Raw genomic sequence first — 20,292 nt, 5'->3', positions numbered from 1 at the left:
CTTAAACGACGTTCCAACCGCTTGAAGTTGAGACACTGCCAACATTGACAAAGCTACTGCGCGCGGTGCCATTCATGCCCCATATCGCCACACTGCCATTCGAGCTACTGTACCAAAGCACATCCGCATTGCCATCATTGGTGAAGTCACCCACCCCAGCAATCTTCCACCCTGAGCTACTCGGCACACTCTCAATAAAAGTAGATTTTGTGCGAGTGGTACCATCCATTTCCCACACAAGATTTTGCCCACTGCTACCATTGCGCCAAAGAATGTCAGTTTTGCCGTCTTTGGTAAAGTCACCCGTTCCGACCACTTCCCATCCTGAACCTGCCGCCACATTATTGAGAAAAGTAGATTTTGTGCGAGTGATGCCATCCATTTCCCAGACCAGGTTTTGCCCACTGCCACTATTGCGCCAGAGAATATCGGTTTTGCCATCATTCGTGAAGTCGCCTGAGCCAACAACTTCCCACCCAGAACCTGCCGCCACATTATTGAGAAAAGTAGATTTTGTGCGAGTGGTGCCATCCATTTCCCAGACCAGGTTTTGCCCACTGCCACTATTGCGCCAGAGAATATCGGTTTTGCCATCTTTGGTGAAGTCGCTCGTGGCAACGGCATTCCAACCTGAATTTATCGCCACGGTATTAAGAAAAGTGGCAGCTTTGTAAGTGGTGCCATCCATATGCCAGACGAGGTTTTGCCCATTCAGCCCATTGCGCCAGAGAATATCGGTTTTGCCATCATTCGTGAAGTCGGTCGTTGCGTTGCGGTTGACTTGCAGCGATGCGGTATCAAATTGCACACTGAAGGCGGTGGGGTTGCCGTTGGTCGTGGTGTCTGCTATTGCCCCATTGGTGCCACTGGTTTGATCCCAGGCACGATAGGTAATGGCGTTGGCAAGGGTGCCCGTGTAGCCTGTGTTGGGACGGAAGTATAAGCGGGTGCTGGTGTTGTCGGCAAGTAGGAGCGCATTGGTATTGGAAACTGGGTCAAGGGGCGTCCAGTTGGTGCCGTTGTTGGTGCTATAGAACCAAGACCCGTTGGTGGTGTCGGTGTCGGTGATGGCGATGCCAGTGACTGCGCCCGCATCGGGGTCAATCACGTTGTTTTGTCCACTGCCGCCTGTGAGGTTGGCGAGTTGGGTGATGCTGATGCCGACTGCACCGAGGGGAGCCGGGGCATTGCTCCGCACACCGTTGAGGGTGACGACAGTATCAGTCAGAATCGGGGCATCATTGAGGTCTTTGACGATAATCGAAAGCTGTTTGTCGTAGCTCAGTCCACTAAAGTCGGTGGTGCGAACCCGGATGCTGTAGCTGGGTTGGGTTTCAAAATCGGGGGAGGCATTCAGCCGCAGTTCGTCGTCGTTTGTGATAGTAAAGGCGCTGTTGTGGGTGCTGCCGGTGCCAGGAACAAAGCTGTAGGTGAAGGTGCCGCCATCGGGGTCGAGGGTGGTGAAGTTGCCAATTAGGGTGTTGACCGCAACGTTTTCGTTGACAGTGTTGGCGGTGAGGATTAAGTCGGTGGGTGGGTTGTCGTTGTCGGTGATGACAGCGGTGACAGGAGCAAGCGTGAAGTTGTTGTAGTTCGGGTCGCTGCTGTTGACAGTCTGGGTGATGATGCCATTGTGAGTCCCTTCGGCGATTGCATCATTAACGGCGGTGACGGTGACGGTTTGAGCGGTGTTCCAGTTGCTGGCGTTGAAGGTGAGGGTGTTGGGGTTGGTGCTGGTTTGATTACCGGAGTTTAGTAGGGTAATGGTGACATCAGCGGTGGGTTGGGAGGTGAGGACGACGGTATAGGTATCAGTTGCGCCACCTTCGGTAATCGTAGTGGTGCCGCCACTTTGAGTAATGGTCACCCCTGCTATGTCGTTGTCGGTGATGGTGATGGGTTGAGTGGTGCCACCGAGGGTAATACCAGCAGAGGGATTGCTCAGGGTCAACGTTGCGGTTTCGGTTCCTTCCGCTATGGCATCATTTACCACGGTGAAAGTCGCGGTGCCTGTGGTTTGCCCATTGAGAATGGTGATGGTGGGACTGCTCAAGGTATAGTCGTCGGCGGTGATGCCGGTGCCTGACACTCCTAAGTTGAGGGTCTGGTCATCCACAACCGCACTGGCGGCGGTGGCGGTGACGGTAATGACAGTGGTGCCTGCTTCACTGCCTGCGGTGCTGCTGACGGAGAGGTTGACGGTAGGCACATCGACAATGGTGAGGGTGGCACTGGTGAGAGGGACACTGGGGGTGTTCAACAGCACTGAGACGGTGCCGGAGCCAGCGTTTGCAGCGGCAATGTCTGCCAGTCCATCGCCATTAAAGTCCCCGATCGCCACGGAAGCGGGACCTGACCCGACCGCGATGTCGCTCCCATCCGTGGAGCCGCCCTGTCCATCGCCCCAGCGGATTGAAACACTGTCGGAGTAAAGGTTTGCAGTGGCAATATCTGCCAGTCCATCGCCATTGAAGTCCCCGATCGCCACGGAATAGGGACCTGACGCAACCGTGATGTCGCTCCCACCCGTGAAGCCGCCCTGTCCATCGCCCCAGCGGATCGAAACACTGTCGGAGTAAAGGTTTGCAGTGGCAACATCTGCCAGTCCATCGCCATTGAAGTCCCCGATCGCCACGGACTGGGGATATGACCCGACCGCGATGTCGCTCCCATCCATGAAGCCGCCCTGTCCATCGCCCCAGCGGATCGAAACACTGTTGGAGTAAAAGTTTGCGGCGGCAATGTCTGCCAGTCCATCGCTATTAAAGTCCCCGATCGCCACGGACTGGGGATATGACCCGACCGCGATGTCGCTCCCACCCATGAAGCCGCCCTGTCCATCGTTTAAGCGGATCGAAACACTGTCGGAGTAAAGGTTTGCGGCGGCAATATCTGCCAGTCCATCGCCATTGAAGTCCCCGATCGCCACGAACTGGGGATATGCGACCGCGATGTCGGTCCCACCCATGAAGCCGCCCTGTCCATCGTTTAAGCGGATCGAAACACTGTCGGAGTAAAGGTTTGCAGTGGCAATATCTGCCAGTCCATCGCCATTGAAGTCCCCGATCGCCACGGAAGCGGGACCTGACGCAACCGCGATGTCGGTTCCACCCATGAAGCCGCCCTGTCCATCGTTTAAGCGGATCGAAACACTGTTGGAGTAAAAGTTTGCGGCGGCAATGTCTGCTAGTCCATCGCCATTAAAGTCCCCGATCGCCACAGAATAGGGATATGACCCGACCGCGACCGGGGTGGTGGCAGTAAAGGGGGGGGGGGAATTGTAGCCCGTAATGTAGCCACTACCTTCTGCTAGGTTGAGTTGCACGGTTTCGTCGGGGTCGGCAATAGCATCGCTGGCAGCGTTCACCAGGAGGGTAGCGCTGGTTTGCCCGGCGGCAATGGTAAAGCTGCTGCTGGTGACAGCGGTGATGTTACTACCGGCTGTCAAGCTGTAGTCGTCGGGGGTGGTGGCGGTGCTACCTGTGAGGGTGTAGTTAATGGTTAAGCCACCGACGGGAGCAGGGATATCCAGAGTAACGGTGTAGGTGCCCTGGGTACTGCCCTCGGTAGGATTGGTGCCTGCGGCAATATTGACGATGGAAGGAAAGTCGTTATCTGTAATGGTGATGGCTTGGCTGGCGGTGCTGCCGAGGGTGATGCCAGAGGAGAGATTACTCATCGTGAGAGTAGCGGTTTCGGTGCCCTCGATCAAGAGGTCATCTTTGACCGTAAAGGTGACGGCACCGGTAGTTTGTCCGTTGGGGATGGTAATAGTGGGGCTGCTGAGGCTATAGTCGTCAGCAGTGATGCCTGTACCAGAAACACCGAGGCTGACGGTTTGGTTGCCAAAAACGGCTGCTGCTGCGGTCGCGGTGACTGTGACAACGGTGGTGCCTGCTTCCGTGCCAGTGGTGCTGTTGACTGAAAGGTTGACGGTGGGCGGGTCGGCAATGGTGAGGGTGGCACTGGGGGAATCGTTCAACAGCACCGAGACGTTGCCGGAGTTACCGTTTGCAGCGGCAAAATCCGCCTTGCCATCGCCATTAAAATCGCCGATCGCCACGGACCAAGGATTTAACCCAACTGCGACGTTGGTCGTCCCCGTGAAGCCACCCAATCCATCGCCTAAGCGGATGGAAACACTGTTGGAGCCAGCGTTTGCAGTGGCAAAATCCACCTTGCCATCGCCATTAAAGTCGCCGATCGCCACGGACCAAGGAGCCGAGCCGACCGCAACGTTGGTTGTCCCCGTGAAGCCACCCTGTCCATCGCCCAAGCGGATCGAAACACTGTTGGAGTTACGATTTGCAGCGGCAAAATCCGCCTTGCCATCGCCATTAAAGTCGCCGATCACCACGGAATAGGGAATTGACCCGACCGCGACATCGGGAGCAACCGTGAAGCCGCCCAGTCCATCGCCTAAGCGGATGGAAACACTGTTGGAGTTAACGTTTGCAGTGGCAAAATCCGCCTTGCCATCGCCATTAAAGTCGCCGATCGCCACGGACTGGGGAGCCGAGCCGACCGCGACGTTGGTCGTCCCCGTGAAGCCGCCCAGCCCATCGCTCAAGCGGATCGAAACCGTGTCGGAGAAAGTGTTTGCAGCGGCAAAATCCGCCTTGCCATCGCCATTAAAGTCGCCGATCGCCACGGAATAGGGAATTGACCCGACCGCGACGGTGGTTGTCCCCGTGAAGCCGCCCAGCCCATTGCCCAAGCGGATCGAAACACTGTTAGCGCTAGTATTTGCAGCGGCAAAATCCGCCTTACCATCGCCATTAAAGTCGCCGATCGCCACGGAATAGGGATATGCCCCGACCGCGACGTTGGTCGTCCCCGTGAAGCCACCCAGTCCATCGCCTAAGCGGATGGAAACTGTGCCGGAGCTGTTAGCGTTTGCAACGGCAATATCTGCCTTACCATCGCCATTAAAGTCACCGATCGCCACGGACTGCGGAAGTGTCCCGACCGCGACGGGCGTGGCAGCCGTAAACGAGGGCGTGGAATTGTAGCCCGTGGTGTAGCCGCTACCGGCTGCCATGGTGAGCTGCACAGTTTCGTTGGGGTCAGCAATGCCATCGTTAACGGCGTTGACCAGTAGGGTGGCGCTGGTTTGTCCGGCGGCAATGGTGAAGCTGCTGCCTGTAAAAGCGGTGATGTTGGTGCCGGCTACCAGGGTGTAATCGGCGGGGTTGGTGGCGGTGCTGCCCGTAAGAGTGTAGTTGACGGTTAAGCCACCGATCGGGGCAGGGGTATCGAGGGTCAGGATGTAGGTGCCCTGAGTGCCAACCTCGTTGGGGTTGTTGCCTGCGGTTAGGTTGACGATGGGCATGAATAGACGCTCCGGGGATTAAGGGTAGGGAACTTGGTGAATTGACCCGGGTTTCAGGTGCTACGAGCAGGGATAACTACGGGTTGGGCGATCGCGTGTGCCATCGAATACCTTAACTGTAAGTTTTCAGTGATATCCGAAACTCTTAGGATGCTTTATGAAAGAGATACTTTAGGGAAGAGACGCTTTACACAGCATTTACAGCGCCTAGAAAATTTGCATTTCGTCCCTCTTAGATATTTTCAGAGGAGTGATGTGCTAACTACTACGGCATCTACGCGGAACCTCTGAGCAAAAGAAAATTAAAATCCCGTGAATTTATAGGGGTAAATTGTTTGAATGTATGCTCGTTCTATTTAAAGCAAATAGCCATCCGAGTTCTTGACTGACTAGAAAACTTTCAAAGTTGCAGATAAGGGGTCGTGGATTAGACCTGGGGAAATGAGAGAAATTGCAAGAGTCGTCTGCCTAGCTTTTGTGAGAGAGTACTTGAACCGATTCTTTGCCCCAGTGGTGGCAGTAGTGATGTAGTCAAACATAGATAATCGGGAAAGGGAAAGCGTCTGCCCGACAGGTCGATCCGGCTTTTCAGACGGTTGATAAACGTCATACTCGAAACGTAGAGCTTCGCTCCGCGAAGGCGTATGAGCGCAAGTATTGAACGTTGCGTACAAGGATTAAACGGTTGGTTGTTTAAACGATTTGTTTTGCTAAATCAGCTTGTTTGCATGATGTGGTCATTGGTTTGTTCATCAACCGCTATGAGTTCGGTCTAGAGGTCTGACTAGATCCTCCACAGGTCTAGTCCCTTCCCAATGGACATAGTGTAAATTCTAGGGGAATTTTGAAAGCCATAGACTGAAGTAGTTTCGATACACTGTGCGATCGCTGTTACACAGGGGGTGTTTGTGTAACAGCGATCGCACAGTGTAACTCGTTTTACATGGGACATAAATGGGGTCAAGTTAAACTCAAATTCATCAGGAGATGGTTCAGAAAACGCCCTGTTTCTCACTCAGACCGCGATCGTCTTGGGTTGGTTGGGATTGGTGAGCAGCTTCTGACGACCTTGTGGTGCTACATCCTGATCTCACCGCCCCTTCTATTCCTGATAACATTGATTATCAGGAATAGGGGTTGGCAAAAAGCATTACCCACCAGGCGTTAGAGAGTTGATTAATTGCAAAGATGGCAATTAGTCTACGAGTTTATTGCGTTTCAGCCGTTTTAGGCAGTGGATTTAGTCCAATCAGTAGGTAGAGCGATCTCTCAATTCCCCCAGTACTCTCCAGGAAGATCCTTTCTTTTAACAGTAACCCTGCCAACTTTCTTACCTGACATTCTCAATAATTCATCACCTGAAAATTCAAAACCAAGCTTTAGTGCTATTTGTGCAACTTCATCTGCTGTTGATGAAGCAAGCACCTCATTTTTAAGTGCAGGTTCAGACTGCATTTTCTTTAAAAATGCCTCGAGTTGGTCTAAAGCCATATTTGAAACTCCTATTCTCGCTCTTTGGTGTGCGGAGTGGGTGACTGCTCCGCTGAGTTTAACTTAACCCCGAAAAGCTTCCCACACCTCTGATGCCCATTGGCTGGACTAATTACCATTCATCTGGATCCATCACACTGCTTCTGGTTTCAGGTCAATCATACGGCGAGTCGTGTAGGTTCCAACCGGACTCCAGAGCAGATAGGGCAGTAATAACAGGGCAGCTTCAAGGGATTGTTGCCCTACCATCACCGCCAACACAGCACCTAAAACAACTCCCAACCCACCTAAAAACGTCCCGATCGCCAAACTCCGCGATCTTAACGTGGCGGGAATATAGGCGACTGTCACTACTTCCACCAACAGGTAAAGCCCCATAAAGATACAGGTTTTGAGACTGCCTGGTTCATTTTGCCAAACTAGCCCCGCCGACCAAGCACCGCAGAAGAATGCAGCCATCCATATGATCGGAATGGCAGGCTCAAAGAATAACCACTTGGGGCGATCAAGTCTGGCAGCCCAGGGAATATCACGCGGTCTAAAAAAGAAACTGCCAAAGGCAACCAGAGTCGTGATGCCACTGATAATGAGCCAGGAGTTTGACATCCTTGTTTCCTGCAAAACACAGCATTAATGGTAGCAAGCTGCTTTAGTGTCAACATCCATCTTAGGGACAGGTAAGGGGCATCTCCAAGTCAACCAGTGCTCTTATCAATATAGCCCTAAACATTTATATTAGGACTTATACTAGAGGAAAGAAACCCATCAAGCAATATCAATGCCTGCCCCCTATAGTGAAGACCTACGCCAAAAAGCAACTGCTGCGGTTGAGCGTGGAGTCCGCAAAAGCGAAGTGAGCCGAATGCTGAACATCAGCCGCAACACGCTCGACCTGTGGCTGAAGCGACAGGAACAAACTGGCACCTGCCAAGCGATCACCCATTATCAGCGGGGAAATAGACATAAAATCACGGACTGGCAACGGTTTCGTGAGTTTGCCCAAGCCCATGGAGGCAAGACTCAAGGGGAGATGGCGAAGTTATGGGGCGAAGGGGTCACGCAGCAGAACATCAGTCACGCGCTGCGAAAACTGGGTTTGAGTCGAAAAAAAAGACGTACGGCTACCGAGAGCGCGATGAGCAGAAGCGTCAAGCCTTTCAAGAGCAGTTGAAGACAAGGTCTGTCACTGGGCAGCAATTCTGGATCGATAACGGGAAGCTATGCCTACGCGATGCCAAAGATTTGCCACCCGTGGGAAAGCGGTCTGATTCGCCTTATGACCCACAAGAGCGTTATGGCAATAAGCGATCGAGTACTTGGACGGGTTACAAAGTGCATTTAACCGAAACCTGTGATGCAGAGACAATGCATTTGGTCACCAATGTCATAACGTCTACTGCCAATATTCCCGATATCGAGCAGACCAAATCCATTCATCAGAGGCTTAAAACCAAGAAATTGCTGCCCCAGGAACACTTTGCCGACGCGGGTTATGTCGATAGTGGCTTGTTGATTGACAGTCGTAAAGACTATGGGATTGCGTTAATTGGACCGATGCGACCCAATGGCAGTTGGCAAACTAAAGTGGAGGGATCTTATGACTTGAGCCAGTTTCGCATCAACTGGAATACAAAACAAGTGACCTGTCCTCAAGGGAAAAAGAGTCGTAAGTGGATCGAGGCCACGGATACCGGAGGCAATCGCTTTATCCATGTGCGCTTCTTACACCGTGATTGTCGAGATTGTCCCGTACGAACCTTGTGTACGCGCTCAGCCACGGAAGCACGGGCATTAGGCTTTCGCCCCAAGCAGAGCATGAGGTGTTACAGAGGGTGCGGCAACAACAAACGTCAGCCGGCAACAACGCTACAATCAACGTGCTGGAATTGAAGGAACGCTCTCTCAGGGCATTCACTGCTTTGGCTTACGCCGCACTCGCTATATTGGGTTAGCCAAAACCCACCTTCAACACATTCTCACGAGCATTGCCATGAACATCACCCGCATTGTGGCTTGGTTGAGAGGCATACCTCATGCTCACACACGCCTTTCTCGCTTTGCTGCTTTAGCAGATGATTCACGCTCGAGTGCAATGCCAAACTGACTGTAGTACGTTCGCCAACAGCATCCGTTGCTAAAACTAAGCCATCAATCCCTTCTCTAAACAGCGCCTTAATCCACTTGTTTGGATACTTGACCATGACAGACTACACCCTCAGCGCCAACGCCATTCGCGGTGCATCCCCGTTGATTGTGATCGCTAACGAACCACCCGCCAAGCTAATTGTCGATCCACCGCTTCCCGAACCGCTGTCTCAGGGTCGCGTCTTCATCCAGTACCGCACGGAGAACTTGCGCGTATTGCCCCTGTTTTTCACACCGCTATTTTCTCCATTTCAGGCTGATACTCTCCCAACGCAGCGGCACTATTCAATTTGGCACGACGATACAGTTCCTCCTGAGCCGCAGCCACATTCGCATCCTGTCCATTCCAGGTTTGCATCGCGGCTTGCTGGAGCGCACGACCATAGGAAAACGTCAGTTGCCAGGGCAGTTGGTCTTTAAATAGAGTGTTCATTGCATTGAGATGGGCAGTCGCCAGTTCATCACTTTGGCCGCCAGAAAGAAAGGCGCAACCGGGAACGGCAGCAGGAACGCACTCTCGCAAACATTTCACTGTCCATCGTGCTACGTCTTCAACACTTGCCTGATGAGGATTTTTTTCACCCGGAATCACCATACTGGGCTTGAGAATCATCTGATCGAGTTCGACACCCTGACTGTAGAGTTCGTCAAACACCGTTTTGAGTACTTCTTGATGCACTGCATAACTGCGCTCCAACGTATGGTCACCATCCATTAATACTTCTGGTTCAACGATCGGGGTCAATCCGCCTTCCTGACACAGTGCGGCATAACGGGCAAGGGCATGGGCATTGATTTTGAGGCAGCGATTGGACGGAATTCCGTCATCGATTGTAATCACAGCCCGCCACTTAGCAAAGCGGGCACCCATTTGGTAGTACTCAGCAATGCGATCACGTAAGCCATCTAACCCCTCAGTCACCGTTTCACCCGGCGCTTTGGCTAACGATTTTGCACCCGCATCTAGCTTGATGCCGGGAATAATGCCAGCATTCGACAAGACTTTGATAAACGGAGTGCCATCTTTCGTGGATTGGTGAATCGTCTCATCAAACAAAATCACGCCACTAAAAAACTCACCAATCCTAGGAGCGGTAAAGAGCATTTCGCGGTATGCTCGACGCATTTCTTCGGTTGTAGGAATGCCCAGTTTCTCAAACCGCTTATTCGCGGTGCTATAGCTTTCATCAGCCGCCAAAATGCCCTTGCCTGGAGCAACCATTGCCTTGGCGGTAGCCACTAACTCTTGTTCGTACATACCTCAGAGGTTCCTTTGATCATTGGATAAATGTACTGGAAGCACTGACTCACCCCAACTTTAGCGGACGCAGCAGCAAATCGTTGATGGAGACAACCGCAGTCCCACGGACAAACTCCGTCATACTCAAACCTTATAGGATTATTTCCTTGCATGAAAGTACAAAATGAACTCGCAGCTCACGCTGATTTTGTGGAAATCAGCCTACAAATAGGGCGCTGTAGAGCCATAAGAGCCAATCCGCAAACTAGCATTAGCCCTCCCGCTAAAGCGTAGGTTGTGCCTAAACCAATCGCTTGACTGACGGGCTGACTAACCAACGGTGAAAGAAATTGCCCTAGGAAAAAGAACATTGTCGAGCCTCCCAGCGCCCGTCCTCGAGCCGCATCGGAAACTTCAGAGGCAATCCACAGATTTAGATTAGGCATGAGCAACCCTAACCCTGACCCCGCGATCGCCAATCCAACCAGCACTAACGCATAGTTATTCACTAGACCGATGATGCTGTAGCCTGCGCCCATCAATCCAAACGCCAGCACCAGAACGCTAAAGAAGCCAAAGTGCTGTTTGATTTTACCGTAGAAGAAGGACGACATGGCGCTGAATAGGGTTGCTAAGGCGATCGCCAGTCCACTTTGACTCGCGTTTGCGTTCGCTAATTCTTTCAGGTAAAACGGCAACTGCACTGGAATCAGGTAGAAGATAATTTGAGTCAGCAGCGCCACGCCGTAGAGAAACGCCAGCAGTTTGACCGGAAAACTGGAGCCAGAACCGGGAATATTCCCTTGAGTGGAAGGTGTCATTCGTTGTGGCTCGGAGATGGCCCAAATGATCAGTGGCAACAGCACCCAGGCAAACAGATAGATCAAAAACGGAGAGCGCCAGTTTTGATCCGCCAGAAATCCGCCGAGTGACAGAAAGACCACGCCTCCTAAACCCATAAAGGCAGCCTGCAAGCCGAGAAAGGCAGCGCGGGTTGATCCAGTGTAGTAATCTGCGATCAAGGTGGTGGCAGTGACCATAATGCCTGCGACGGCAAACCCTAGAAACGCTCGCCCAATCAAGATGTGGAACAACGAGTTGAGCACGTAGCCGGACGCGCCAGCCAACCCATACACAGAAGCCGCTGCTAGCAGAAGCGGTTTACGCCCAAAGCGATCGACCACCACTCCCGCAATCAGTGAGCCAACGACGATAAATAGGGCTGGCAATGTGAGTACCAGTCGAACCCAAAGAGCCGCATTGGGGACTTCTTTAAAGTGCTCTTGCATGGCAGGCAGGGAAGGCGCGATCGTTGCCCCCGCCATCACAGTTAGTGTACTTACCAGCAACAGAGTCGCTTTGGTGGGAAATGAATGGGAGTTTGGTTGACTCATGATGTTTTTTTAGTTAGTTGTGTTGCAAGTGACTAGGTTGAAGGCAACATTTGAGCAAACTGCTTTTCCACTGCTTTCGGATCACTGGCTGGGCAACCGTTTGAGTTGCCAGTTCATCTGGGTACACTTCTTCAATGCCGTTGATCGCTGCTTGTAATGCAACCTGAGCTATATCTGCGACCATATTTTCTCGCCGACACTCCTGCAACAGCGTGTTCTGACCTGATTCAGTTCGGCTAGCAGCTGCTTTCGTAGCACCTACACGACATGGCAAGCTCGCTTCATCCTACACAACTCTCGATCAGCCAACTTGAGCAGCAAGATTCACTGTTCATAGCAAAGCACGCTCAAGCACTCCCGACCTTTTAGGATGGAAGTAAAGACTCTGTCGTCTGCTCACTCAAAAACTGATGTACCTGGCTGATGATGATGGCTCCCTCCCCCACCGCTGAAGCAACCCGCTTCACAGACCCGGAACGCACATCGCCTGCTGCAAAAATTCCCGGAACACTAGTTTCTAAGACCATTGGGTGTCGCTCTAATGTCCAGTCTTGGCGATCAATCAGTTGGATACCTGTATAAATAAAGCCCTTTTCGTCCAGCTTCAGGCAATCTTTCAGCCACCCGGTGTTGGGAACAGCGCCAATCATCAGAAACACATGGCGAATCGGATGCGTTTCACTAGTGTCGGTAAGGCGATCATGCCAGGTTACTTGTTCCAGGTGGCGATCGCCATGCAAATCAGTGATATTGGTCTGGGTGTGCAGTGTGATCCGGTCTGAGGCAGTGATGCGGCTGATCAGGTAATCCGACATCGTTGCTTTTAAATTGTCACCCCGTACCAGCAGATGCACGTGACTGGCATGACGGGACAGAAACACTGCTGCCTGTCCGGCTGAGTTGCCGCCGCCTACCACAATTACCGACTCGTTCTGGCAGAATCCACCCTCCATTGCGGTTGCCGCATAGTATACGCCCGCGTTGTCAAACGGATGCTCAAAATTGAGTCTGCGGTAGCGCGCACCCGAAGCGATGACGACTGCTCTGGTGTGAATTTGAGTTTGATTATCTAGTGTCAGGGTGAAGGGAGAGCGCTCGCAATCAATCTTGTTCACGAAAAAGGGCAGTGCGATCGTTGCCCCAAATTTTTGTGCCTGCACCTGCGCCCTGCCTGCCAACGCCTGTCCCGAGATGCCAGTCGGAAACCCAAGATAGTTCTCAATTTTTGAGCTAGTGCCCGCCTGTCCGCCGGGTGCTTCAGCTTCGATCAACACCGTATCTAACGCTTCTGAAGCAGCATAGACCGCCGCCGAAAGTCCCGCCGGACCACCACCCACGATCGCCACATCATAAACCTGGTCTGGGGGGAGAACCTCCACCAGTCCCAGCCATTGAGCCAATTCCAGGTTAGACGGGTTGTACAGCAGTTGTTCGCCCAGGTGGATATACACGAGCGGGAGTTGTTCCTCTTTGAGGTCAACGTCCCGCAAAAAAGCAGTTTCCCGGCAGGCGGCTTCATAGCTGAGCACTTCTAGAGGATAGCCGTTGCGTCGCAGAAACCGCTCAATCCGCAGCTTATCCGCAGACTCTTTGGTGACGATCAGCGTCACAGCAGCTTGCTGATGCGAGATTAAGCCCATGCGTCGCAGAATAAACGCTCGCATGACAGTTTCGCCGATGTCTGGTTCAGCCGCAATGAGTTTACGAAACTGGTGGCGATCAAAGCGCAGAACGCTGCCATCCTCGCCCATGCGACCGCCAACGAGAATTTGGCGGCTGTTGAATAAATCGAGTTCTCCAGTGAATTGATACTCTCCATGGACGGTGACGACATTCATCCCCTTCTGGCGATGCTCATAAATTTCGATACTGCCCTGCAACACAATAAAGAAATCGACGCTGCGCTGCCCACGTTCAAACAGGATTGTGCCTTTGGGCAACGCTTCTTCCTGTCCGAGCAATCTGGCGCGCTCAATCTGCTCTTCTGTCAGCACCGGAAACGTTTGAGCGCTACGAACATAGGGATCGCTTGGATCAACTGGCTCAGTCGTTCTATCAATATTGGTGGTTTCCATTGCCAGGGTTCCTCTTAGAGACCTTGATGATCTTAGTTGTTATCTTTACTCAGTTTTACTACGAGGATTCGTTAGAGCCGTAGAGTCCTTCTCCTCAAACAACAAATATGGGTAGTGCTCTCAAGGTAAGACTGGTTGAAACCCCCTGTCAGCAACAATTGTATCAAGTTGGGGTACGACACTGTTCCTGGCCATGGAGTACCACATCGCCTGAGCGCTCTTCCCAGCCCCACTTCTAGACCGTGAGCTTGTCGCTTTTGCGCCAAGTTGAGGCACAGCAGCAGTGATATGTAGTATGTTTTTTGACTGATTTGTCCCACTCATCAATGCAGTCTTGAAGTCTACAAAGTCCTTAACGTTGTTTGTAACCCAATGCTACAGAAACGCCTTGTTAGGCAGGGACTAACGCGGAGAGATGAGAATTGCGGTTTTTGAGGAACGTTAGCAGTCGTTCTGGATAGTCAGCGGCAACAGCCGTTTGAATCGAGGTGCGGGCTTGTAGCGATCGCCGCCAATGGCTGACCTGGGGCGTATCTGTAAAAAAGCTGAGGTTTGAAATAGTTTCAAATACATCGAAATAGCGAAAGATGGGTCCATAGACGGCATCCACGAGTGAAAACCTCTCTCCAGCAAAATAAGGATGCGCTGTGAGGTTTTGTTCTAACCAGACAAATTTATCAACTAACTCCTGCCGTTTCTGTTCAAAGGCATCTGGATTGGGCGCACTATAGAACCCAGCGATCGTATTGAGGATACTAGAGCCAAACTCAATCCATGATCGATGTTTAGCTTTTTCAAGTGGATCAGCCGGATGCAGTGAACCAGGTGTGATTTCATCGAGATATTCGCAGATCACCGCTGATTCAAACAACACATCATCACCAACACGCAGCACAGGCACCTTGCCTAAAGGCGAAAGTTGCCGAAACCAATCGGGTTTGTTTGCCAGGTCAATATAGATGCGATCGTGAGGAATGTCTTTTTCGACCAATGTGATCACTGCCCGCTGCACGTAGGGACAGAGGTGATGACTCACCAGTTCAAGTTTAGGAATTGACATCAGAGTATCCTCTTTTGTAGAAACTACAGACTCAGCGCCATCGTCAAGACTGGCGTTAAAAAGTAATTCTGTCCGACTCGTGGTTTATTTTTTAGCATAGGCAACAAAAGAAACTCCAATTACCACCAATACAACTCCAGCAATGCGTAAAGGGGTGGCTGAAACTTTAGTTAGTCCAATCACACCGTAGTGATCGAGAAAAAGCGCACAAATCATCTGACCCGCGATCGTCAGTGCTAGCGTGAGCGCCGTACCGATCTTCGCTGCCGCGAAGATGGTTGACCAGACATACAGCGTTCCGAGACAGCCACCGAACCACATCCACCAGGATGTTTGGGCTATTGCGGCTGTAGGAGGTAAGGGATAACGAGCCAACCAGCAGATGGCAAGAGAGGCGAGTGTACCAGCCAGGTAAGAGATAAATGTCACCTGCATCGGCTGCCCCACATATCGCCTCAGCAGAGCATTGAGAGCAACCTGAACGGGCAACACTGCACCGCCCATTAGGGTCGCAATGAGGTAGATGCTTTTGTCATTCATAGAATTCTCTTAAATTTCAATACTGATAGACTACGATCGCGTCAACACTACTTTTCCAACTGCCTGTCCAGCTTTCATCCGTTGATGAGCTTGCAACAAATTTCGACTTAGAGTTTTGGGTAGAGCCACCGCTTGAATAGCCTGGTCAGGCGGGGCATGATCAGGTAGGTGAGCAGGGCGACGACCAGACCAGTGGTGATCAGTTGATTGAGCAAGATTGGTAGGTTGGACAAAATTGGAGCGAGTAATCGACTGACGACAGTCAGGGTCACGAAGACTCCCATCCAGGTCACGATCGCCATCTTGTAGCGAGGGGGCGGAGCTTTGAGCGGCTGATTGCGTAGACTAAACCAGGTTTCTAATCCGGTGAGTGTTTGAATGGACTCTGGCTGTTCAATCAGGGGTTGTAATCGTTCAATCCATTCGTGCCGCACGTCGGACTCTAGCCAGGTTTTGAGGTTGTCATAGCAATCGAACTTGAGAATCACCACATATTCAGGATGAGTATGATCCTGTGGTCGAATCGTGCTGACACCCAAGTGTCCTTTGAACTTTCGGGCATCGGCGGCGATGCCATGAAACCATGCTTCATATCCTTGCTCACGCTCTGGACGCACCACATGAGAAATGATCGCGGTCACTTGAGCCTCTTTATCGGTTCCGATAGTTCGCGGTTCCAGCATCGAATTTGTGTCTCCATGATTGGCTGATTGAGCAACAGGAGGTTATCCTTGGGCAACCGCAGTCTTTAAAGCAGCTTGAGCATTGGCGATCGCCAGATTTCGTGCGTCATCTCCCAAAGCCAGACTATCGGCGTGAACGAAGTCGATATCTGTAATCCCAATAAAACCAAAAATGAGTTTTAGGTAGGGCGTTTGGAGGTCGTAAGCGTGCGTGGGACTGCCTTCTGGATAGGTTCCACCCTGAGCCGTAATGATGGTCATTTTCTTGTTATGAACCAGTCCTTTGTAGCCAGTTTCATCGACTGAGAATGTGCGACCCGGACGCACAATTTGGTCGAGGTAGGCTTTGAAATTGGCAGGAATACTGAAGTTGTACATGGGAACGGCAAACACATAGCGATCGGCTGCCAAAAACTCATCCACAAGTTCATTCGAGGGGCGAATGGCGGCAGCTTGTTCGGGTGTGTGTTGGTCAGGTGCAGAGTAAGCGGCAGCGATCCAAGGCTCATCAATTAGGGGAACGGGATGATGCCCTAAATCGCGGTAGGTCACGGTATCACTGGGATAAGCCGCTTGCCAGTTGGCGATGAATTCTTTTGAGAGGGTGCGGGAGATCGAGCGATCGCCGCGAGGACTTGAATCAAGATGAAGAAGATGAGTCATAGAAAGAATAGGGTTTAGTAAAGATCAACATCAAAGATTGTTTCACCCGTGCATCCGCAGAGCGATCGGGCACCATCGACAACTGCCTCAGCCATTTTTTGAGGGATCTCCAGCGTTGGGGTATGAACGACCAGGATTTTTGTGGTGTGGGTCATCTCTACACCTCAACTAACTTGGCAAGAATTTCTTGATACATGATGGTCTGGATGGTCTGTCCAACCCCTTCTGACCAGGAGTTCGCCAGTTCTGCCATCACTTGATTAGTGGAAGTCAGGGTGACCCCATGCTTCTCCATCCGTCTCAAAGCCGTTTCGTCCGCCAGCGTTGTAGGGGAGCCGCCTGCATCCACCACCACCTGAACTTCAAAACCCTCTTCGGTCGCGCTGATGGCTGGATAGACGATACACACATCATTCGTCAATCCTGCCATAATCAGCTTTTTCTTGCCTGTGGCAACCACTGCACTTTTATACTCGTCATATTCCCAGCAGTCCACCACACCGGGACGTTTAACCCGGTTGTTGTAGGCTTCGGGCGCTATAGTTTGCAAGTCATCCAGCAATAACCCTTGAAAGTGCTCCTCCATGCTGGTGGTCAACACCAATGGCATTCCACTTTCAACTGCTGTACGAGCCAGGGCGCGAGTGTTTTTAACAATTTCCTCGCGTGGCAAATTGCGGGCAAGTTTGATGGTGCCTTGCTGATGGTCAATCAGCAGCATCGCCGCATTCGCGACAGTAAACTTGTTCTTCATTGAACTCTCCTAGAAGTTTCCTCATTAAAGTGGTTCATGGTCTGTTGCAACATGGAATGAGGGATAAGAGGCTAGCTTCCCTGCCATGCTCTTTGTCATATCAGCGGAGACAAAGACTGTATGTTTGTGAGAGAGGATTCACTCGCTAAGCCTCCGATTTAACGTTCTACAAACAAATCTGTTTAGAGCGTAATTTGGGATTGCATGGCTCGTTGTACGCCTACATCCCCTGCTGTAAATGAGCAGCAAACATGGCGCAATTAGTAAATGAGTGGCGCGTTTTTTCATGCTTGAAAACTACTACTGTCTGGGGTTTCTAGCTTTCTACAGTAAGTCGAGCACCCATTCGCATATGCTCTGATCTCAAAGTGCAGGAGGCTTGTCCGAAGCGGCATAAAGGGTTTGTGCCAATGTCACACACTTTGTCTCAAGAGTTGGGTTTGGATAAGTCTTGATCTGACTCTACGCTACGGTAGGTAAACTTCCACCCGGCACTTGTTTTCTTCAACTTTTCGCGGATTCTCGCAGAGCCAAGAAAACCACCCGTGCTAGCGTTGATGATGTGAAGATAGGCAATAATTTCGGCGCGATCGCCATTTACATGAACGATAGGATCGTGAACATAGTGGCGCGTTCCACCGTTAGCAGATGTCTGCGCGTAAAACCCGTTAAACCAAGCTTTGTAGGACTCCAGGCTATCCGCAGAACCAAAGGGTGTTTCAATTAGCACCTCATCGCTCCAGGTCTGGATGTTTTGTTCCAAGTCTCCAGAATCAAACGTTTGCTCTGCGGTATAAAGCGTTGTCAGAATATCAATCCGTTCGTCCATTAGTTAACCATCCTGTACTGATTTAAAACTTGCTTTGACGCGACCCTAAAACACCCAGCAGATGCAACCGATATTCAAGATTTGCTCACGTTTCCACAAGGCGTTTTGGACCACAGATGCCAGACGGTGTGAAGCACAACAAGTGGGAGGTGAAAAAGCAGCAGGAACCGCTTGACCTTGACGGGTAGGTAGGAGGGGGATGCATCGCAGTACGCGGGTAGTGACTTTCAGCAATCAGCCGACTCGAAACTATCTCAACGGGAGTGTTGGCAAAAATAGCAGGCAATCCGGCTGGTGCAGACATTGCGATCGCTCCTCTACAAGTTGAGTGAAAAAAAATTCTGGCACAAATGACTTTCTACAAGAAGAGAGACATGTCAGTCTACCCAAAGTTTCTCAATTAGGCATTACTTCCTGCCAGTTCCATTCCCGGTAGAAAACTTGCCATGTATTTCTCTACTCCCTTTGGATCAATCAACAGTTGGGCAGAAACCTGGGTTGCCTGCTCACCCGGATAAACATCTTCCACGTTCGTCATCACCGCTTGCAGCGTGGCTCTAACCACCTCAGCAGGCGCGACTTTAGGATTGGGCCAAGATTTCGCTAACTCGGTATCCACAGTTCCCGGCATGACCGCAATAACTTGCGTATTCTGAGCGGCAAGTTCTGCGCGTACACTCTGGGTCATCGAAATAGCAGCGGCTTTTGAAGCACTGTAGGAGCCGCTGAAAGGCAAGTTGACTTTGCCAAGTAAAGATAGAATGTTGACGATCGCGCCCCCGCCCTGCTGTTTCAAAATCGGCGCGAAGGCTCGACACATCGATGCCATGCCAAAGTAGTTGACCTCCATTTCGGCTCTGGCACTTTCTAGATCTGGCGCAGAAATCATGCCCTGATTCAAAGAAGTCCCAGCGTTATTAATCAGCAGTGTGAGATCGGCACATTGAGTGGCGGCGGCTGCCACAGACTGGGAATCAGTGACATCAAGCGAGATCGGGATAATCCGCTGCGAATCAAGTGCAACGAGATCACTTAGCTTACTGGTATTACGAGCGCAGACGTAAATCTTTGCGGCATTTAACTGGAGGAGTTGCTCAACAAAATGAGAACCGATTCCACCATTTGCACCTGTGACGAGTGCGATCGCATTGCTAATTTCCATAACTCGCTTTCCTTGATGTTCCAATTGTGATTGATATTGAGTAGACTGCTTACTTGAGTAATCGCCACCCGATCACTCGTCCCATTTTTTGACCATAGACCAGTTGTCCCCAGAAGCCTGCCAAATTTTCGAGATGACCAGCCGCAGACAGACCGCCAGCATCGATCGGATCGAACCCAACTTCACGAGCAAGTTGAGCTGCAACAGCCTTTGCTTCGGTGTCATCTCCGGCATAGAACATGGTGGCAGTTTCAGTATCGTACTGTGGCTGTGCCATGATCTCCCATCCAACGGTATTAAAGATTTTCACAACTCGCGCTTTTGGTAGCCATGCCGCAACCTGTTCTCCTCCAGAGGTTTTCAGGGCAATGGCTTGCTCAAGTTTGTTAGCCACTAAAGGATTGGTGCAATCCAGGCAGATTTTATGGTTCAGATCGCCTACTTGCTGAAGAATTTCTGGAACTGCTTCCCAAGGAACCGTCAATGCGACTATCTCGGATGCGATCGCGGTATCGGCGATCGTTGCCGCCTGCACTTTATTGTTTGTCTCATTCAGTAGTGTTTTAACACTAGCCGTCTGAGGATCACGAACGCCAAAAATTACGTCATGTCCTTGCTTTGCCCAGGCTTTGCCAAGAGTTGTGCCAACATTACCCGCACCTAGAATTCCAATCTTCATAACTCACTAACTCCACTCTTAGATTTGAGCCAGATAATCTACAAGCTGTCCGGGCATCGAAAAGAATGGGCAGTGTGATGAAGACAGTTGAAAGCGTTCTTGAACATTAACTGCAAATTGTGTTGCCCAACTATCATCCACCTGAACTTTCGATTTCGGTGATCTATCCGGTCAATCGTCATCTATCAACCAAGGTGCGGTTACTGGTTGATTTCCTTCAGAAACAGTTTGGTGAGCAATCGAAT

General features: G+C 51.2%; 20 protein-coding genes and 3 pseudogenes. 5 read left to right on the top strand and 18 right to left on the bottom strand.

Annotated features, from left to right (window positions below):
- Position 1: 1 nt before the first annotated feature.
- Positions 2–5,332 carry an FG-GAP-like repeat-containing protein gene (locus AC1S5B_RS05545; protein ID WP_482034693.1) on the bottom strand — a complete coding sequence of 1,777 codons (5,331 nt, stop codon included), beginning with the start codon at positions 5,330–5,332 and terminating at the stop codon, positions 2–4.
- Between the two features lie 559 nt (positions 5,333–5,891).
- Between AC1S5B_RS05545 and AC1S5B_RS05540 the strand changes: the two are divergent.
- Positions 5,892–6,116: pseudogene (locus tag AC1S5B_RS05540) on the top strand (IS1 family transposase); the annotation flags it as partial.
- Positions 6,117–6,601: 485 nt separating this feature from the next.
- On the opposite strand, the gene AC1S5B_RS05535 reads toward AC1S5B_RS05540, so the two are convergent.
- Together AC1S5B_RS05535 and AC1S5B_RS05530 are read right to left on the bottom strand one after the other, a co-directional pair.
- A complete protein-coding gene (locus tag AC1S5B_RS05535) occupies positions 6,602–6,823 on the bottom strand; it encodes a Nif11-like leader peptide family natural product precursor (protein ID WP_171575679.1) in 222 nt (73 codons plus the stop codon).
- A gap of 132 nt (positions 6,824–6,955) precedes the next feature.
- Positions 6,956–7,429 (bottom strand): TspO/MBR family protein, encoded by a 474-nt coding sequence (locus AC1S5B_RS05530; protein WP_482034692.1) that lies wholly within the window; start codon positions 7,427–7,429, stop codon positions 6,956–6,958.
- A gap of 172 nt (positions 7,430–7,601) precedes the next feature.
- On the opposite strand from AC1S5B_RS05530, the gene AC1S5B_RS05525 reads away from it, so the two are divergent.
- The 3 genes and pseudogenes from AC1S5B_RS05525 to AC1S5B_RS05515 form a co-directional block, all read left to right on the top strand.
- Entirely contained in the window at positions 7,602–7,994 is a 393-nt protein-coding gene (locus tag AC1S5B_RS05525) for an IS630 transposase-related protein (protein WP_482034691.1), read from the top strand.
- On the top strand, positions 7,991–8,713 hold the full coding sequence (locus AC1S5B_RS05520; protein ID WP_482034690.1) for a transposase: 723 nt from the start codon (positions 7,991–7,993) through the stop codon (positions 8,711–8,713). The genes AC1S5B_RS05525 and AC1S5B_RS05520 overlap by 4 nt, the downstream gene beginning before the upstream one ends.
- Positions 8,709–8,771 (top strand): annotated as a pseudogene (locus tag AC1S5B_RS05515) (hypothetical protein); the annotation flags it as partial. The gene AC1S5B_RS05520 and the pseudogene AC1S5B_RS05515, both read left to right, overlap by 5 nt.
- Positions 8,772–8,820: 49 nt before the next feature.
- Here AC1S5B_RS05515 and AC1S5B_RS05510 read toward each other — a convergent pair.
- Positions 8,821–9,024, bottom strand: a complete 204-nt coding sequence (locus AC1S5B_RS05510; RefSeq protein WP_482034689.1) for a hypothetical protein — start codon at positions 9,022–9,024, stop codon at positions 8,821–8,823.
- Between AC1S5B_RS05510 and AC1S5B_RS05505 the strand changes: the two are divergent.
- Positions 9,023–9,184: pseudogene (locus AC1S5B_RS05505) on the top strand (DUF6130 family protein); the annotation flags it as partial. The gene AC1S5B_RS05510 and the pseudogene AC1S5B_RS05505 sit on opposite strands and share 2 nt — an antisense overlap.
- Before the next feature lie 13 nt (positions 9,185–9,197).
- On the opposite strand, the gene AC1S5B_RS05500 reads toward AC1S5B_RS05505, so the two are convergent.
- The 14 genes from AC1S5B_RS05500 to AC1S5B_RS05435 all read right to left on the bottom strand — a co-directional run bounded on the left by AC1S5B_RS05500 (position 9,198) and on the right by AC1S5B_RS05435 (position 20,047).
- Positions 9,198–10,226: a class I fructose-bisphosphate aldolase gene (locus AC1S5B_RS05500; RefSeq protein WP_482034688.1), complete on the bottom strand. Its 1,029-nt coding sequence runs from the start codon at positions 10,224–10,226 to the stop codon at positions 9,198–9,200.
- A gap of 179 nt (positions 10,227–10,405) precedes the next feature.
- Complete coding sequence (locus AC1S5B_RS05495) at positions 10,406–11,602, bottom strand: MFS transporter (RefSeq protein WP_482034687.1); 1,197 nt, start codon at positions 11,600–11,602, stop codon at positions 10,406–10,408.
- 13 nt (positions 11,603–11,615) lie between these two features.
- A complete protein-coding gene (locus AC1S5B_RS05490; RefSeq protein WP_482034686.1) occupies positions 11,616–11,876 on the bottom strand; it encodes a hypothetical protein in 261 nt (86 codons plus the stop codon).
- A gap of 91 nt (positions 11,877–11,967) precedes the next feature.
- Positions 11,968–13,677 (bottom strand): FAD-dependent oxidoreductase, encoded by a 1,710-nt coding sequence (locus AC1S5B_RS05485; RefSeq protein ID WP_482034685.1) that lies wholly within the window; start codon positions 13,675–13,677, stop codon positions 11,968–11,970.
- A gap of 391 nt (positions 13,678–14,068) precedes the next feature.
- Complete coding sequence (locus tag AC1S5B_RS05480) at positions 14,069–14,737, bottom strand: glutathione S-transferase family protein (RefSeq protein ID WP_482034684.1); 669 nt, start codon at positions 14,735–14,737, stop codon at positions 14,069–14,071.
- Positions 14,738–14,821: 84 nt separating this feature from the next.
- Positions 14,822–15,277 (bottom strand): DMT family transporter, encoded by a 456-nt coding sequence (locus AC1S5B_RS05475; RefSeq protein WP_482034683.1) that lies wholly within the window; start codon positions 15,275–15,277, stop codon positions 14,822–14,824.
- Between the two features lie 107 nt (positions 15,278–15,384).
- Positions 15,385–15,960: an antibiotic biosynthesis monooxygenase gene (locus tag AC1S5B_RS05470; RefSeq protein ID WP_482034682.1), complete on the bottom strand. Its 576-nt coding sequence runs from the start codon at positions 15,958–15,960 to the stop codon at positions 15,385–15,387.
- A gap of 42 nt (positions 15,961–16,002) precedes the next feature.
- The gene (locus tag AC1S5B_RS05465; protein ID WP_482034681.1) at positions 16,003–16,623 is read right to left on the bottom strand and encodes an FMN-dependent NADH-azoreductase; all 621 of its coding nucleotides are present in this window, start codon (positions 16,621–16,623) and stop codon (positions 16,003–16,005) included.
- 14 nt (positions 16,624–16,637) lie between these two features.
- Complete coding sequence (locus tag AC1S5B_RS05460; protein ID WP_482034680.1) at positions 16,638–16,778, bottom strand: hypothetical protein; 141 nt, start codon at positions 16,776–16,778, stop codon at positions 16,638–16,640.
- A gap of 2 nt (positions 16,779–16,780) precedes the next feature.
- Positions 16,781–17,377, bottom strand: coding sequence for an isochorismatase family protein (locus AC1S5B_RS05455; protein ID WP_482034679.1), 597 nt, complete (start codon positions 17,375–17,377; stop codon positions 16,781–16,783).
- A gap of 427 nt (positions 17,378–17,804) precedes the next feature.
- Complete coding sequence (locus tag AC1S5B_RS05450) at positions 17,805–18,206, bottom strand: nuclear transport factor 2 family protein (protein ID WP_482034678.1); 402 nt, start codon at positions 18,204–18,206, stop codon at positions 17,805–17,807.
- An 85-nt stretch (positions 18,207–18,291) separates the two neighbouring features.
- Positions 18,292–18,510, bottom strand: a complete 219-nt coding sequence (locus AC1S5B_RS05445; RefSeq protein WP_482034677.1) for a hypothetical protein — start codon at positions 18,508–18,510, stop codon at positions 18,292–18,294.
- A 96-nt stretch (positions 18,511–18,606) separates the two neighbouring features.
- A complete protein-coding gene (locus tag AC1S5B_RS05440; RefSeq protein WP_482034676.1) occupies positions 18,607–19,368 on the bottom strand; it encodes an SDR family oxidoreductase in 762 nt (253 codons plus the stop codon).
- Positions 19,369–19,417: 49 nt separating this feature from the next.
- Entirely contained in the window at positions 19,418–20,047 is a 630-nt protein-coding gene (locus tag AC1S5B_RS05435; protein ID WP_482034675.1) for an NADPH-dependent F420 reductase, read from the bottom strand.
- Positions 20,048–20,292: the final 245 nt, after the last annotated feature.

Source organism: Leptolyngbya sp. CALU 1928, from assembly GCF_056784215.1.
The sequence above is the reverse complement of the archived record's forward strand: the minus strand, read 5'-3'. Positions and strand labels throughout refer to the sequence as shown.